The following is a 14690-nucleotide window of genomic DNA, read 5'->3' as shown; positions in this document are numbered from 1 at the left end:
CCTTTGCGGCGGGGCTGATGCGTTGACCTTTTCGGCCTGCCCGCGATAAATGGGATAGACGTTCGGGGCTATGTCCCCGAGACCGTATCATGGCCCTTGTCCCGAGCGGCCGGATTTGAAACAGAAAGCCATCATCATGCCGACAGATCTGCCGCAATCGAGCCTGAACGCATTGGGTCTGACCCCCAGTTCCGGTGCGGATCGCCAGATCACGGGCCTGTCGGTAGATAGCCGTCAGGTGAAGGCAGGCCATTTGTTCGCGGCCCTTCCGGGCACCAAGGTGCATGGGGCCGAATTTGTGCCCACGGCGCTTGCCAAGGGCGCTGCGGCCATCCTGACCGACCGTGCAGGCGCCACGCAGATCCACGATGCCGTGGCACAGGCCGGGGCCGCGCTGGTTGTGGCCGAAGACCCCCGACAGGCGCTGGCCTATGCGGCGGCGCTGTTCTTCGGGGCACAGCCCGCAACGATGATCGCGGTCACCGGCACCAATGGCAAAACGAGTGTGGCCACCTTCACCCGCCAGATCTGGCAGGTTCTGGGCTATGAGGCGGCCAATATCGGCACAACCGGCGTCGAGGGGGCCTATAGCGCGCCCTCCAACCACACCACGCCCGAACCCATCACCCTGCATCGGCTTCTGGGCGATATGGCGCACGCGGGGATCACCCATGCCGCGATGGAGGCCTCCTCGCACGGGCTGGCGCAGAAACGGCTCGACGGGGTGGTGCTGAAAGCTGCGGCCTTCACCAATTTCACGCAGGACCATCTCGATTACCACGCGACATTCGAGGAATATTTCGCGGCCAAGGCGGGGCTCTTTGCGCGTGTGCTGCCCGATGACGGCGTGGCGGTGATCAATATGGATGACCCGCGCGGGGCCGATATGGCCGCGATCGCCAACGGTCGTGGCCAGCGGGTGATCCGTCTGGGCCATGGCGAGGACTGCGAGATGCGGCTTCTGGGCAAGCGCCCTGATGCGTCGGGTCAGGACATCCGCTTCTCGTGGGAGGGCAAGCCGCAGATGGCGCGCCTGCCGCTGATCGGCGAGTTCCAGGCGATGAATGTGCTGACGGCGGCGGCGATGGTCATCGGCTGCGGGGCTGATCCCCTGTCGGTGGTGCAGGCGTTGCCGCATCTGAGCACGGTGCGGGGCCGGATGCAGCAGGTGGCGGTGCGCGATAATGGCGCGACCGTGTTTGTGGATTACGCCCATACGCCCGATGCGGTGGCCACGGCGCTCAAGGCGCTGCGCCCGCATGTGCTGGGCAAGATCGTGGTCATCGTGGGCGCAGGCGGCGACCGTGACCGCACCAAGCGCCCGCTGATGGGCAAGGCCGCGACCGAGCATGCCGATCTGGTCTTTGTCACCGATGACAACCCGCGCACCGAGGACCCTGCCGAAATCCGCGCCGCCGTGATGGAGGGCGCAGGCCCCCAAGCCATCGAGGTGGGCGACCGCGCCGAGGCGATCCTTTTGGCGGTGAACAGGCTCGAGCCGGGCGATGCGCTGCTGATCGCGGGCAAGGGCCACGAGACGGGGCAGGTGATCGGCACCGATATCTACCCCTTTGACGATGCCGAACAGGCCTCTGTGGCCGTTGCCGCACTGGATGGGAAAATCTGATGACACTCTGGACCGCTTCCGAGATTGCCCGCGCGACGGGTGGCCGTGCCACATGCGAGGCCCAAGTTGACGGCATCTCCATCGACACCCGCTCGATCGCCAAGGGCGATCTGTTTGTGGCGTTGACGGCCGCGCGTGACGGGCATGATTTCGTGCGTCAGGCCCTCGATCAAGGCGCAGGTGCGGCTCTTGTCTCGCGCATTCCCGACGGGTGTAGCGAAGCCGATCCGCTGGTGATCGTGGAGGATGTGCTGGAAGGCCTGCAGAATCTGGGTCGTGCGGGGCGGGCGCGTGCCAAGGCCAAGGTCATCGCCGTCACCGGATCGGTGGGCAAGACCTCCACCAAGGAGATGTTGCGCGAGGTGCTCAAGGGGCAGGGCAAGACCCATGCCGCCGAGGCATCCTTCAACAACCATTGGGGGGTGCCGATCACGCTGGCCCGCTTGCCGGCCGATGCCGATTTCGCGGTGATCGAGATCGGGATGAACCATCCCGGCGAGATCGCGCCGCTTGCAAAGATGGCGCGCCCGCATGTGGCGATGATCACCACGGTGGCCGCGGCGCATCTGGAGGCCTTTGACGATATCTCCGGCATCGCCCGCGAGAAAGCAACGATCTTCGAGGGGCTGGAGACAGGGGGGGCGTGTATCGTGCCCCTCGGGCTCGAGGTCTCGGATATCCTGCTGGAGGCGGCCAGGGTGGCCGGTGAGGTGATTACTTTCGGCGCGGATGCGCAGGCCGATTATCATCTGGACAAAGTGTCCATCCTTGGGGACACCACCGTGGTCGAGGCGCGGGCGCGGGGCGAGAGCCTTCTGTTCAAGGTCCAGAGCCCGGGACGGCATTTTGCGTCCAACGCGCTTGGAGTGATCGCGGCCTGTGGCGCGCTTGGTTGCGAGCAGGCGCTGATCGCGATGGATCTGGGCCGCTGGTTGCCGCCTGCGGGGCGCGGTGCGCGTGAACGGGTGCTGTTTGATGCCTTCAACCCCGAGATGGGGATCGATCTGTTCGATGACGCGTTCAACGCCAATCCAACCTCGATGGGCGTGGCCCTCGAGATGCTGGCCGCCCAAGAGCCGCAGGACGGTGTGGGCCGTGTGAAACATGGCCGTCGCGTGGCGATTCTGGGCGAGATGCTGGAGCTGGGCGCGGACGAGCTGTCGATGCATGCGGGGCTTGCGCGCCTGCCCGCGATGGCGGATGTGGATGTCGTACATATGGTGGGCAACCGTATGGCGGCGCTGCGCGATGCGCTGCCGCGCGCCAAGCGTGGCGAATGGTATGAAAGCGCGGATGAAATGGTGGCGCGGGCGCGCCATCTGGTCGATGCGGGCGATGTCGTGCTTGTGAAAGGCTCCAAGGGCTCGAAAGTCAGTCGTGTCGTCGAGGCGCTGCGCAAACTTGGTCAGCCGGTTTCGACCGAGGTATAAAGGAAAAGACGGAATGCTCTATTGGTTGACACATCTTTCGGACGGGGGCGACTTCTTCAACCTCTTCCGCTACCTGACGTTCCGCGCGGGGGCTGCGTTCTTTACGGCGCTGGTGTTCGGCTTCCTCTTCGGGCCGACGCTGATCGATTTCCTGCGCCGCACGCAGGGCAAGGGCCAGCCGATCCGCTCCGACGGCCCCGAAGGCCATCTGGCCAAGGCGGGCACGCCCACGATGGGCGGTCTCTTGATCCTTGCCTCGATCCTGTTTTCCACGCTTCTCTGGGCGCGGCTGGATAACGGTTATGTCTGGCTCGTGCTGATGGTGACTTTCGGCTATGCGCTGATCGGCTTTGCCGATGACTATGCCAAGGTCTCCAAACAGACCACCGCGGGTGTCAGCGGGCGGGTGCGCATGGGGTTGGGCCTGTTGCTGGCGGCGATTGCCGGTATCTGGGCGGCCTGGTTGCATCCGGCGGATCTGTCGGGGCAGCTGGCCGTGCCGGTCTTCAAGAATGTGCTGATCAATCTGGGCGTGCTATTCGTGCCTTTCGCGATGCTGGTGATCGTGGGGGCAGCCAATGCGGTGAACCTGACCGACGGTCTGGACGGGCTGGCGATCATGCCTGCGATGATTGCGGCGGGCACGCTCGGTGTCATTGCCTATATCGTCGGGCGCGCGGATTTCACCTCCTATCTGGATGTGCATTATGTGCCGGGCACGGGCGAGATCCTTGTGTTCACCGCGGCACTGATCGGGGCGGGGCTCGGGTTCCTGTGGTATAACGCCCCGCCTGCGGCGGTGTTTATGGGCGATACCGGTTCGCTGGCGCTTGGCGGCGCGATCGGGGCGATCGCGGTCTGCACCAAGCACGAGATCGTTCTGGCGATCGTGGGCGGGCTCTTCGTGGTGGAAGCCATGTCGGTGATCATTCAGGTGCTCTATTTCAAGCGCACCGGCAAGCGGGTGTTCCTGATGGCGCCGATTCACCACCATTTCGAGAAGAAGGGCTGGGCCGAGAGCCAGATCGTGATCCGGTTCTGGATCATCTCGCTGATCCTCGCGCTGATCGGTCTGGCGACGCTCAAGCTGCGCTGAGGGGAAGGGGGCTGTCTGCCCCCTCTTGGGCCTGGCGGCCCAATTCACCCCCGAGGATATTTGACGACAATGGAAAAGGGCGTTGTCGCCCTTTTTTGCATTCGCTAGACCTGAGCCGGGGATCGGCTTTTCGGAAGGGGCTTTGTCATGATTGCAGTGCGTGGTGTCGAAGGGCAGAAAATCGCGGTTCTGGGGCTCGGGCGGTCGGGGCTGGCCACAGCCGTGGCGCTGAAGGCGGGCGGTGCGGAGGTGCTGGCATGGGATGACAGCCCCGAGGGACGTGCGCGGGCCGAGGAGGCGGGATATGCCTGCCGTGACCTGACAAAGGCGGGCGCGTTCGAGGATGTGGCGCTGCTGGTCGTCTCGCCGGGCATTCCGCATCTTTATCCGCATCCCAATCCGGTGATTGCCGCGGCGATGGAAGCGGGTGTGCCGGTGGATAACGATATCGGTCTGTTCTACCGCTCCTGGGCGAGCGAGGAGTGGGACAGTTTCGATACCATGCCGAAAACGATCTGCGTTACTGGCTCGAACGGGAAGTCCACCACCACCGCGCTGATCCATCATGTGCTGACCCATTGCGGGCGGCGGGCGCAGATGGGCGGCAATATCGGACGTGGCGTACTGGATCTGGAGCCTGCCGAGGATGGCGATGTGGTGGTGCTGGAGCTGTCAAGCTACCAGACCGATCTGGCGCGTGCGCTGACCCCCGATGTGGCGGTGTTCACCAATCTCTCGCCCGACCATCTCGACCGCCATGCGGGGATGGGGGGGTATTTTGCCGCCAAGCGCCGCCTCTTCGCCGAGGGCGGGCCGGATCGTGCGGTGATTGGCGTCGATGAGCCGGAAGGGGTCTATCTGGCCAATCAGATTGCTACCAATCGCGAGGATGACCGGCTGATCCGCATTGCCGTCTCGCGCAAGCTGGGCGATTGGGGCTGGTCGGTCTTCGCGCGTAAGGGCTTTCTGAGCGAATGGCGCAAGGGGCGGCAGGTGGCGTCCATCGATCTGCGCGAGATCAAGGGGTTGCCGGGGGCGCATAACCACCAGAATGCCTGTGCAGCCTTTGCGGCACTGCGCGCCATCGGACTGGCGCCGCGCGAGATCGAGGCGGCCTTCCATACATTTGCGGGGCTGCCCCATCGCAGCCAGCGCGTGGCCGAGAAGAAGGGCGTGGCATGGGTCAATGATTCCAAGGCGACCAATGTCGATAGTGCCTCGAAGGCCCTGCAGGCGTTCAAGAATATCCGCTGGATTGCGGGCGGGCTTGGCAAGGAGGGCGGCGTGTCCTCGCTAGCCGGTGATCTGGACCATGTAAGGAAAGCCTATTTCATCGGCCATTCGGCGCGGGACTTCGCGCTGCAACTGACCGGTCTCGAGCACGAGATCTGCGAGACGATGGAGGCGGCCGTGGCGGCTTGTGCCCGCGATGCCGAGGCTGGAGATACAGTGCTTCTGGCGCCGGCGGCGGCGAGCTTCGACCAGTATGGCAGCTTCGAGAAACGTGGCGAGCATTTCGTCGCGCTGGTGGGGCAGTTGCCCGAATAGGATTCGCCTTCACCTATCGCGAAAGGTGAATGTTTTGCGATAGGTGCAGAATTGTCCCTTCACCTGCGGGTTGTGGCGTATGCGCGCCACACCAGAGCACAGAACCGCCTGGCGACGCCGCGAAATCCCGCGAAATGCGCCGTAAATCGGCCATAGTTTAACTAGCCATACAGTATGAATTGCGTTAGCATCGGAGACAGACCCGGAAAACGGGCATTTTTTCGAGGCAGTACGGCAGTAACAGCCCATGACAGATATGGTTTTCGGCACCGCGCCTTCGCGCGTCGGTGAACCTGTACTTCCACGCTGGTGGCGCACCATTGACAAATGGGCGTTGTCCTGCGTGCTGATCCTGTTCGGGATCGGAATGCTTTTGGGGCTCGCGGCATCCGTGCCGCTGGCTGAAAAGAACGGGCTCGAGCCGTTTTACTATGTGAAACGGCAGGCGTTCTTCGGCGGGTCGGGCATCATCACGATGCTGCTCTGCTCGATGATGAGCCCGCGTCAGGTGCGCCGTATGGGCGTTCTGGCTTTCTTTCTCTGTTTTGCGGCCATTCTAGCGCTTCCGTTTGTCGGCACCGATTTCGGCAAAGGCGCGATCCGCTGGTTTTCTTTCGGCTTTGCCTCGGTCCAGCCCTCGGAATTCCTCAAACCCGCTTTCATCATCATTGCCGGCTGGTTCATGGCGGCGGCCCATGAGGTCGCAGGCCCTCCGGGACGGCTCTATTCCTTCATCCTGATGGCGATCATTGTTGTGCTTCTGGCACTGCAGCCCGATTTCGGTCAGGCCTCGCTCGTGCTCTTCTCGTGGATGGTGATGTATTTCGTGGCTGGTGCGCCGATCACGCTTCTGGCTGTGGTGGGCGGTCTGACGGCTGTCGGCGGTGTCACGGCCTATAACTTCTCGGATCACTTCGCCCGCCGGATCAACGGCTTCCTGTCGCCCGAGATCGATCCGCGCACGCAGATCGGCTATGCCACCAACGCCATCCAGGAGGGCGGCTTCTTCGGTGTGGGCGTGGGCGAGGGCACGGTGAAATGGTCGCTCCCCGATGCGCATACCGATTTCATCATCGCGGTCGCGGCAGAGGAATACGGGCTGATCCTCGTGCTGATCATCATCGCGCTCTATGCGACCGTGGTCATGCGCTCGATGCTGCGCCTGATGCGCGAGCGTGATCCTTTCACGCGGCTTGCCGGCTGCGGTCTGGCGGCTGCCTTCGGCGTGCAGGCCTTCATCAACATGGCGGTGGCCGTGCGGCTTCTGCCTTCCAAGGGGATGACACTGCCCTTCGTGAGCTATGGCGGCTCGTCGATGATCGCCTCGGGGATTGCGGTGGGCATGTTGCTCGCGCTGACCCGTTCGCGCCCGCAGGGGCAGATTTCGGATATTCTGGCACGCCATAATCGCGGCTGAGAGGGGATGGCATGACACAAGAGGCAGCCCCTCTTCTTCTGATCGCGGCAGGCGGGACGGGCGGGCATATGTTTCCCGCCCAAGCGCTTGCCGAAGAAATGGTGCGCAAAGGCTGGCGGGTGAAACTGTCCACCGATGCGCGGGGTGCGCGCTATGCGGGGGGCTTCCCGCATGTGGTGCAGATCGAACAGGTGAATTCGGCGACCTTCGCCCGTGGTGGGCTGCTGTCGCGGCTGATGGTGCCGCTGCGCATCCTGAGCGGCATTGCCTCCGCGGTCGGGCGCAACCTGCGTGACAAGCCCGCAGCCGTTGTGGGCTTTGGCGGCTATCCGACGGTGCCCGCGCTGGCCTCGGCCTATCTTCTGGGCCTGCCGCGCGCGATCCACGAGCAGAATGGCGTGATGGGCAAGGTGAACCGAAAATTCGCGCCCAAGGTCGGGGCCGTGGCCTGTGGCACATGGCCGACCGACCTGCCCGCAGGGGTGCGCGGCGTCCATACCGGCAATCCGGTGCGCGGGGCCGTTCTGGAACGTGCGGGGGCACCCTATATCGTGCCGGGCGATTACCCGATGTCGCTCTTGGTGATGGGCGGCAGCCAAGGCGCGCGCATCCTGTCGGATGTGGTGCCTGCGGCGCTGGCGCTTCTGTCGCCCGAGATGCGGCGCAATCTGCGTGTGGCCCATCAGGCCCGTCCCGAGGATCTCGACCGTGTGGTTGCGGCCTATAGCGAGGCGGGGATCGTGGCCGAGGTGCAATCCTTCTTCAACGATGTGCCGCGCCGCTTGACCGAGGCGCAGCTGGTGATCTCGCGCTCGGGGGCCTCCTCGGTCGCCGATATCGCGGTGGTCGGGCGTCCGGCGATTCTGGTGCCCTTTGCGGCCGCAGCCGGGGACCACCAGAGCGCCAATGCCAAGGGCCTCGCCGCGACCGGTGGCGCGATCGTGATCCCCGAGAGCCGCCTGACCCCCGAGGCGCTGGCCGAGCAGGTGGGTCTGGTGCTTGCAAATCCCGACGGTGCCCTGCAGATGGCGCGCGCAAGCCAGAGCTACGGCATTACCGATGCCACCGACCGGCTTGTGGAGATGGTCGAACAACTAACAGGAGGCGCGCGATGAACGCGACGAAGCTGCCCGGTGAACTCGGGCCGATCCATTTTATCGGCATGGGCGGGATCGGGATGTCCGGCATTGCCGAGGTGCTCTTGACCCAAGGGTTCACGGTGCAGGGCTCGGATGCGAAAGCCTCCAAGATCACCGACCGTCTGGAAGAGCTGGGGGCGACCTTCTTCGAGGGCCAGCGCGCCGAGAATATCGGGAATGCGGGTGTTGTGGTGATGTCCTCGGCCATCAAGCCGGGCAATCCCGAGCTGGAAGAGGCGCGCAAGCGCGGCCTACCGGTGGTGCGCCGCGCCGAGATGCTGGCCGAACTGATGCGCCTGCGTTCCAATATCGCCATCGGGGGCACACATGGGAAGACGACCACCACGACCATGGTGGCGACCCTGCTGGATCGGGGGAATTTCGACCCGACCGTTATCAATGGCGGCGTGATCCATGCCTATGGCTCCAATGCGCGGGCGGGCGAGGGCGAGTGGATGGTGGTCGAGGCCGACGAATCCGACGGCTCGTTCAACCGCCTTCCGGCAACGATTGCCATCGTCACCAATATCGATCCCGAGCATATGGAGCATTGGGGCAGCTTTGATGCGCTGCGCAAGGGCTTCTATGATTTCGTGTCGAACATCCCCTTCTACGGTCTGGCCGTGTGCTGCACCGACCATCCCGAGGTGCAGACGCTGGTCGGCAAGCTGACCGACCGTCGCGTGACGACCTTCGGCTTCAACGCGCAGGCCGATGTGCGCGCGCTGAACCTGCGCTACGAGCGGGGGATCGCACAGTTCGACATCGCCCTTCAGGGCGAGGAACATGACGAGGATGGCCGCCCGAAGCTGATCGAGGGCTGCACCCTCCCGATGCCCGGTGACCATAACGTCTCGAACGCGCTGGCCGCTGTGGCAGTCGCCCGCCATCTGGGGATGAAGCGTGACGAGATCCGCGACGCACTGGCGAATTTCAAGGGTGTGAACCGCCGCTTCACCAAAGTGGGCGAGGTCCTTGGCGGGGTCGCGATCATCGACGATTACGGTCACCATCCTGTTGAAATCGCAGCCGTTCTGAAGGCCGCGCGTCAGGCGGTCTCGGGCTCGCCTGGCGCGCGGGTGATCGCCGTGCACCAGCCGCACCGTTATTCGCGCCTGCATTCGCTCTTCGATGATTTCTGCACCTGTTTCAACGAGGCCGATGTGGTCGCCATCGCCGAGGTCTATTCGGCAGGTGAGGACCCGATCGAGGGCGCGACCCGCGAGGATCTGGTGGCCGGTCTGATCCAGCACGGCCACCGCCATGCCCGCGCCATCCTGTCGGAGGACGATCTGGCGCGGCTTGTGCGCGAACAGGCCCGTCCGGGCGATATCGTTGTCTGTCTGGGCGCGGGCACGATCTCGACATGGGCCAACGGGCTCCCCGCCAAGCTGGGCGCCTGAGAAGATCGGTGCGCCCGTTCAGACGGTGCGCCCGCATGTCATGCCAACCTCGTGAAGGGGGTGGGCTGGTAACGAGTAGAGGGCAAGCCGCCGGATTTGTGTGGCTTGTCCGTTGGATGGCAGAGACGTTCTCTGTCTCCGGACGATGCCGGTCTGTCCGCCGGAGCGGCATCGGACTGGGCCGGTCCCCTCGCGGGCCGGCCATTTCTTTCGAACCGCCCGTGTGATGGGCAGAGGAGCCATGCGCATGTCGCTTTCCCTTAGTCTTGCCTGCCTTTGGGTGGTCCTGGCCTCTGTCGCGGCGATGGGGCCGCAGCGCTGGCACTGGATGGCGGCATGGGCGTTGATTGCGACCGGCGTTCCCATTCTGGGCGGGGTTACCTATCAGCAGGGGCCGATCTGGGGGCTGGTGGTGCTGGCGGCGGGGATGTCGGTGCTGCGCTGGCCGTTGCGGCGGCTGATCCAGCGTCTTCATGCCGATGGACGCCTGCGCGACGAGCGTCAGGACGCCTGATCGCCCTTGTGCGCCTGCTGCAGCCTGTCTTGGCCCTTGCTGTGCTCGGGTGGCTTCGCTAGGAAGCCTCTATGACCGATATGCTTTCTCCTTCCACCTATCAGCCGCGCGGCGCACTTAGCGCAGGGCGTGCTTTGTCCGATCTGACATGGCTGCGTGTGGGCGGCCCCGCGGACTGGTTCTTCCAGCCCGCCGATGCACAGGATCTGGCGGCGTTTCTCGCGGGGCTTCCCGAGGATATCGCCGTTTTCCCGATGGGGGTGGGCTCCAACCTCATCGTGCGTGATGGCGGCTTGCGCGCGGTGGTCATCCGGCTGGGTCGGGGTTTCAACGCCATTACATTCGAGGGCAACAGGGTGACGGCAGGGGCTGCGGCGCTCGATGCGCATGTGGCGCGCAAGGCGGCCGCCGAGGGGCTGGATCTGACCTTCCTGCGCACGATCCCGGGTTCGGTTGGCGGTGCCGTGCGGATGAATGCGGGCTGCTATGGCACCTATGTGGCCGATCACCTCGTGGAAATCTGCGTGGTGACGCGGACGGGCGCGGTCCGCACGATCAAGGCGACAGATCTCGGTCTGGCATATCGCCAGAGCGATCTGCCCGAAGGCTGGGTTATCACCCATGCCGTGTTCGAGGCCGCGTCGGGCGATCCGGTGGAACTGGAGACGCGGATGGCGGACCAGTTGGCCAAACGCGATGCCTCCCAGCCAACAAAAGAGCGTAGCGCGGGCTCGACCTTCCGCAATCCGGCCGGTTTCAGCTCGACCGGGCGCGCCGATGACGTGCATGACCTTAAGGCATGGAAGGTGATCGACGATGCCGGAATGCGCGGCGCGCGTCTGGGCGGGGCGCAGATGTCGGAGATGCATTCCAACTTCCTGATCAATGCGGGAGGGGCAACGGCCGCCGATCTGGAGGGGCTGGGAGAGGAAGTCCGCAAAAAAGTTTTGCTCAATAGCGGAATTGAGCTACAATGGGAAATCATGCGCGTCGGAGAGAGATAAGGTCCGCCAAAGGACCGTCTTCTGGCAGTGACCGGCGGGCTTAACCAAAATACATAAACGGGGAAAACCCCGACGAGGCAAATGATGGCGGGTAAGTCGAGCAGGACGACCCAGCTTGTGGCGGTATTGATGGGAGGGGCATCGGCGGAACGCGATGTGTCGCTTTCGTCCGGGCGTGAATGCGCTATCGCCTTGCGGGCTGCGGGATATGAGGTGATCGAGGTCGATGCGGGCCCCGATCTGGCGCAGCGTCTCACCGAGATCAAGCCGGATGTCGTCTTCAACGCGCTGCATGGCCGTTGGGGCGAGGATGGCTGTGTGCAGGGCATGCTGGAATGGCTGCGTATCCCCTATACCCATTCGGGCGTGCTGGCTTCGGCCATGTCGATGGACAAGGACCGGTCCAAGACTGCCTACCGTCAGGCAGGTCTGCCGGTAGTCGAGAGCGTGATCGCGCCGCGCGACGAGGTGCGCAGCCGCCATTTCCTGCCGCCCCCCTATGTGGTCAAACCCAATAACGAGGGCTCCTCGGTCGGCGTCTATATCGTCAACGAGGCGGCCAACAGCCCGCCGCAGCTGTCGGATGATATGCCCGAGAGCGTGATGGTCGAGACCTATGTTCCCGGGCGCGAGCTGACCTGTGCCGTGATGGAGGATCGCGCCTTTTGCGTGACCGAGATCGTCACCACCGGCTGGTATGACTATCACGCGAAATATTCGACCGGCGGATCGCGCCATATCTGCCCCGCCGAGATCCCCGAGGAGATCGCGAGAGCCTGTCAGGACTATGCGCTGCGTGCGCATGTGGCGCTTGGCTGCCGGGGCATCTCGCGCACCGATTTCCGCTGGGATGACAGCCGTGGGCTTGCGGGACTGTTCCTGCTGGAGACCAATAACCAGCCCGGTATGACGCCGACCTCGCTCGTGCCCGAGCAGGCGCTGGAGGCGGGGATCGATTTCCCTGCGCTCTGCCGCTGGATCGTGGAGGATGCCTCATGCGGAAGATGAAGGCATCGCGCCTTCCCGAGGAAGGGAAATGGGCTGGCACCCATGCTGTTGGAGGTGTAGCGCGCGCCCAGCAGGGCCAGCTCTATGTCCGCCGGTCCTCGCGCCGCAAGGACCCCGCGCCCTCGCGGCTCGCTTTCCGGCTGCACCGGCTGTGGCTGACGCCCATCGTGCGGTCGCTGACGCGGATCGGGGTGCCCACCTTTATCGTGGTGCTGGGGCTCGGGATCTATTTCGGCGATGCGGGGCGGCGGGCGGATATGCTGCAGGCCTTCGATGACATCAAGACCTCGATCCAGAACCGTCCGCAATTCATGGTCAATTCGCTGAAGGTCGAGGGCGCGAGCCCCGAGGTCGAGCAAGCGGTTTATACGATGCTGCCCACGGGGCTTCCGGTCTCGTCCTTCAAGATCGATCTGGGCCAGTATCGCGACACGATCATGCGGCTCGACGCGGTGGCTGATGCCTCGATCAGCATCAAATCCGGCGGTGTGCTGGATGTGGTCGTGACCGAGCGCAATCCGGTCATGCTGTGGCGGACGGCGAGCGGGCTGGAGATGCTCGATGCGACCGGCCATCGGGTGGCGACGCTTCTGGACCGTTCCGCGCGCTCCGATCTGCCGCTGATCGCCGGCCGCGGGGCCAACAAGGCAGTGCCCGAGGCGCTTTCAATCCTGAAGGCGATGGGCCCGCTGTTGCCCAAGGCGCGCGGGCTGATCCGTGTGGGGCAGCGTCGCTGGGACATCGCGCTCGAGAATGACCGGCGCGTGATGTTGCCGCAGGAGCAGCCCGTGGCCGCCGTCGAGCGCCTTCTGGCGATGAATACCGCCGAAGATGTGCTTGCGCGTGACTTTACGGTGATCGACCTCCGTGACAAGGGTCGTCCGACGATCCGCCTGACGCCCCACGCGATGGAAAGCTATCGCGCTATCGCTCATAACTACTGAGCCCATAAGACCGAGACCTGACGTATGCCCGAATTCTACCAAGCCCAGAGAGCGATGCGCAGTATGCGCAAGGCCGCGATGCAGCGCGGTGTCGTGGCGCTGTTGGATATCGGCACCTCGAAGATCGTCTGTCTGGTGCTGAAGGTCGAGAGCACGAACGGGCTGGAGCAGGTCGAGGGGGCGGCGCCGCTTGCGGGTCAGTCCTCCTTCAAGGTGATCGGGGCCGCTACGACACGGTCGCGCGGGGTGCGCTTTGGCGAGATCGATACGATGGCACAGACCGAGCGTGCGATCCGCACGGTGGTGCAGGCCGCGCAGAAGAAGGCCGCGATCCGTGTCGATCATGTGATTGCCTGTTTCGCCGGCGGCGAGCCGCGCAGCTACGGTCTGACGGGGCAGGTCGAGATTGCCGGAGATCAGGTGACAGGGCAGGATGTGGGCCGCGTGCTGGCCGCGTGTGATGTGCCCGATTTCGGGGCGGGGCGCGAGGTGCTGCATGCCCAGCCGGTAAATTTCGCGCTCGACCACCGCTCGGGCCTGTCGGACCCGCGCGGCCATGCAGGGCGCAAGCTGGCCACCGATATGCATCTGCTGACGGTGGATGGGTTCGTGCTCCAGAACCTCGTGAACGCGATCCGGCGCTGCGATCTGGAACTAGCGGGGGTGGCCAGCTCGGCCTATGTGTCGGGCGTTGCCTCGCTGGTGGAGGACGAGCAGGAGCTGGGCGCGGCCTGTATCGATCTGGGCGGCGGCGCGTCGGGGCTGTCGATCTTTATGAAGAAACATATGATTTATGCCGATGCGGTGCGGATGGGGGGCGATCACATCACCTCCGATATCTCGGCGGGGCTGCAGGTTTCGGGACAGTTGGCCGAACGTCTCAAGACGGTGCATGGCGGGGTTCACGCGACCTCGATGGATGACCGCGAGATGATCGAGCTGGCGGCCAATTCCGGGGATTGGGAAAAAGACAGCCGCACCGCCACGCGTGCGGAACTGATCGGGATCATCCGTCCGCGTGTCGAGGAGATCTTCGAGGAGATCAAGGCGCGACTGGATGTGGCGGGCTTCTCGCATATGCCGAGCCAGCAGATCGTGCTGACGGGCGGCACGAGCCAGCTGCCCGGTATCGACGGCATGGCCGCGCGAATCCTTGGCCATAGCGTGCGTCTCGGGCGGCCTTTGCGCGTGCAGGGCCTGCCACAGCAGGCCACGTCGGCGGGTTTTAGCGCAATTGTCGGCCTCGCTCTGCATGCGACCAATCCACAGGATGAGTGGTGGGATTTCGAGATCCCCGTCGACCGGATGGGCGGGCGCAGTCTGCGGCGTGCCTTCCGCTGGTTCAAGGATAACTGGTAAGCGCCAGCGGCTTGGGATGCGAAGTTAAAGTTAACGTAGCGGATATGGCGTCGAAAACCATGGTTTTCGGGGGTGATTTCGTAGCGTCCACAAGATGCTGGGAATTGCGCGAAATACCGCTGAGTATGGCGTTAACTTGGCTAGATTTTGTGTTTTAACTATGTTTTTCGCGTGACGGCGCGCCGATTTCTGGTAAATTAG

12 protein-coding genes are annotated in these 14690 nt (G+C 64.1%); all 12 read left to right on the top strand.

Annotation, left to right across the window (positions count from 1 at the left end; all coding sequences use genetic code 11):
- Positions 1 to 136: 136 nt before the first annotated feature.
- The 12 genes from VSX56_RS02205 (at position 137) to ftsA (ending at position 14489) form a co-directional block, all read left to right on the top strand.
- Positions 137 to 1627: a UDP-N-acetylmuramoyl-L-alanyl-D-glutamate--2,6-diaminopimelate ligase gene (locus VSX56_RS02205; RefSeq protein ID WP_350934515.1), complete on the top strand. Its 1491-nt coding sequence runs from the start codon at positions 137 to 139 to the stop codon at positions 1625 to 1627.
- Positions 1627 to 3057, top strand: a complete 1431-nt coding sequence (locus VSX56_RS02200) for a UDP-N-acetylmuramoyl-tripeptide--D-alanyl-D-alanine ligase (RefSeq protein WP_434095997.1) — start codon at positions 1627 to 1629, stop codon at positions 3055 to 3057. The genes VSX56_RS02205 and VSX56_RS02200 overlap by 1 nt, the downstream gene beginning before the upstream one ends.
- A gap of 13 nt (positions 3058 to 3070) precedes the next feature.
- The gene (gene mraY, locus VSX56_RS02195) at positions 3071 to 4153 is read left to right on the top strand and encodes a phospho-N-acetylmuramoyl-pentapeptide-transferase (RefSeq protein WP_339112108.1); all 1083 of its coding nucleotides are present in this window, start codon (positions 3071 to 3073) and stop codon (positions 4151 to 4153) included.
- A 147-nt stretch (positions 4154 to 4300) separates the two neighbouring features.
- Complete coding sequence (gene murD, locus VSX56_RS02190) at positions 4301 to 5701, top strand: UDP-N-acetylmuramoyl-L-alanine--D-glutamate ligase (RefSeq protein ID WP_350934513.1); 1401 nt, start codon at positions 4301 to 4303, stop codon at positions 5699 to 5701.
- 247 nt (positions 5702 to 5948) lie between these two features.
- Positions 5949 to 7118 carry a putative lipid II flippase FtsW gene (gene ftsW, locus VSX56_RS02185; protein ID WP_350934511.1) on the top strand — a complete coding sequence of 390 codons (1170 nt, stop codon included), beginning with the start codon at positions 5949 to 5951 and terminating at the stop codon, positions 7116 to 7118.
- A gap of 11 nt (positions 7119 to 7129) precedes the next feature.
- The gene (locus tag VSX56_RS02180; RefSeq protein ID WP_350934509.1) at positions 7130 to 8233 is read left to right on the top strand and encodes a UDP-N-acetylglucosamine--N-acetylmuramyl-(pentapeptide) pyrophosphoryl-undecaprenol N-acetylglucosamine transferase; all 1104 of its coding nucleotides are present in this window, start codon (positions 7130 to 7132) and stop codon (positions 8231 to 8233) included.
- Positions 8230 to 9660, top strand: a complete 1431-nt coding sequence (murC, locus tag VSX56_RS02175; RefSeq protein WP_350934507.1) for a UDP-N-acetylmuramate--L-alanine ligase — start codon at positions 8230 to 8232, stop codon at positions 9658 to 9660. Before VSX56_RS02180 ends, murC begins: the two co-directional genes overlap by 4 nt.
- Before the next feature lie 247 nt (positions 9661 to 9907).
- Positions 9908 to 10174 (top strand): DUF2484 family protein, encoded by a 267-nt coding sequence (locus VSX56_RS02170; RefSeq protein WP_339112113.1) that lies wholly within the window; start codon positions 9908 to 9910, stop codon positions 10172 to 10174.
- Between the two features lie 80 nt (positions 10175 to 10254).
- The gene (gene murB / locus VSX56_RS02165; RefSeq protein WP_434096002.1) at positions 10255 to 11178 is read left to right on the top strand and encodes a UDP-N-acetylmuramate dehydrogenase; all 924 of its coding nucleotides are present in this window, start codon (positions 10255 to 10257) and stop codon (positions 11176 to 11178) included.
- 84 nt (positions 11179 to 11262) lie between these two features.
- Positions 11263 to 12186: a D-alanine--D-alanine ligase gene (locus VSX56_RS02160; protein ID WP_339114482.1), complete on the top strand. Its 924-nt coding sequence runs from the start codon at positions 11263 to 11265 to the stop codon at positions 12184 to 12186.
- Positions 12174 to 13130 (top strand): cell division protein FtsQ/DivIB, encoded by a 957-nt coding sequence (locus tag VSX56_RS02155; RefSeq protein WP_339112115.1) that lies wholly within the window; start codon positions 12174 to 12176, stop codon positions 13128 to 13130. The genes VSX56_RS02160 and VSX56_RS02155 overlap by 13 nt, the downstream gene beginning before the upstream one ends.
- A 24-nt stretch (positions 13131 to 13154) precedes the next feature.
- Positions 13155 to 14489, top strand: a complete 1335-nt coding sequence (gene ftsA, locus VSX56_RS02150; RefSeq protein WP_339112116.1) for a cell division protein FtsA — start codon at positions 13155 to 13157, stop codon at positions 14487 to 14489.
- Positions 14490 to 14690 lie beyond the last annotated feature (201 nt).

This window comes from Thioclava kandeliae (genome assembly GCF_040297545.1).
GTDB classification, from domain to species: Bacteria; Pseudomonadota; Alphaproteobacteria; order Rhodobacterales; family Rhodobacteraceae; genus Thioclava; species Thioclava kandeliae.
The sequence above is the reverse complement of the archived record's forward strand: the minus strand, read 5'-3'. Positions and strand labels throughout refer to the sequence as shown.

What these genes read in the sequence shown, in the direction of transcription:
- VSX56_RS02155 (WP_339112115.1), top strand. Translation starts at nt 12,174, where the DNA reads ATGCGGAAGATGAAGGCATCGCGCCTTCCCGAGGAAGGGAAATGGGCT.
- murB (WP_434096002.1), top strand. Translation starts at nt 10,255, where the DNA reads ATGCTTTCTCCTTCCACCTATCAGCCGCGCGGCGCACTTAGCGCAGGG.
- VSX56_RS02200 (WP_434095997.1), top strand. Translation starts at nt 1,627, where the DNA reads ATGACACTCTGGACCGCTTCCGAGATTGCCCGCGCGACGGGTGGCCGT.
- VSX56_RS02205 (WP_350934515.1), top strand. Translation starts at nt 137, where the DNA reads ATGCCGACAGATCTGCCGCAATCGAGCCTGAACGCATTGGGTCTGACC.
- VSX56_RS02160 (WP_339114482.1), top strand. Translation starts at nt 11,263, where the DNA reads ATGGCGGGTAAGTCGAGCAGGACGACCCAGCTTGTGGCGGTATTGATG.
- mraY (WP_339112108.1), top strand. Translation starts at nt 3,071, where the DNA reads ATGCTCTATTGGTTGACACATCTTTCGGACGGGGGCGACTTCTTCAAC.
- murC (WP_350934507.1), top strand. Translation starts at nt 8,230, where the DNA reads ATGAACGCGACGAAGCTGCCCGGTGAACTCGGGCCGATCCATTTTATC.
- murD (WP_350934513.1), top strand. Translation starts at nt 4,301, where the DNA reads ATGATTGCAGTGCGTGGTGTCGAAGGGCAGAAAATCGCGGTTCTGGGG.
- ftsW (WP_350934511.1), top strand. Translation starts at nt 5,949, where the DNA reads ATGACAGATATGGTTTTCGGCACCGCGCCTTCGCGCGTCGGTGAACCT.
- ftsA (WP_339112116.1), top strand. Translation starts at nt 13,155, where the DNA reads ATGCCCGAATTCTACCAAGCCCAGAGAGCGATGCGCAGTATGCGCAAG.
- VSX56_RS02170 (WP_339112113.1), top strand. Translation starts at nt 9,908, where the DNA reads ATGTCGCTTTCCCTTAGTCTTGCCTGCCTTTGGGTGGTCCTGGCCTCT.
- VSX56_RS02180 (WP_350934509.1), top strand. Translation starts at nt 7,130, where the DNA reads ATGACACAAGAGGCAGCCCCTCTTCTTCTGATCGCGGCAGGCGGGACG.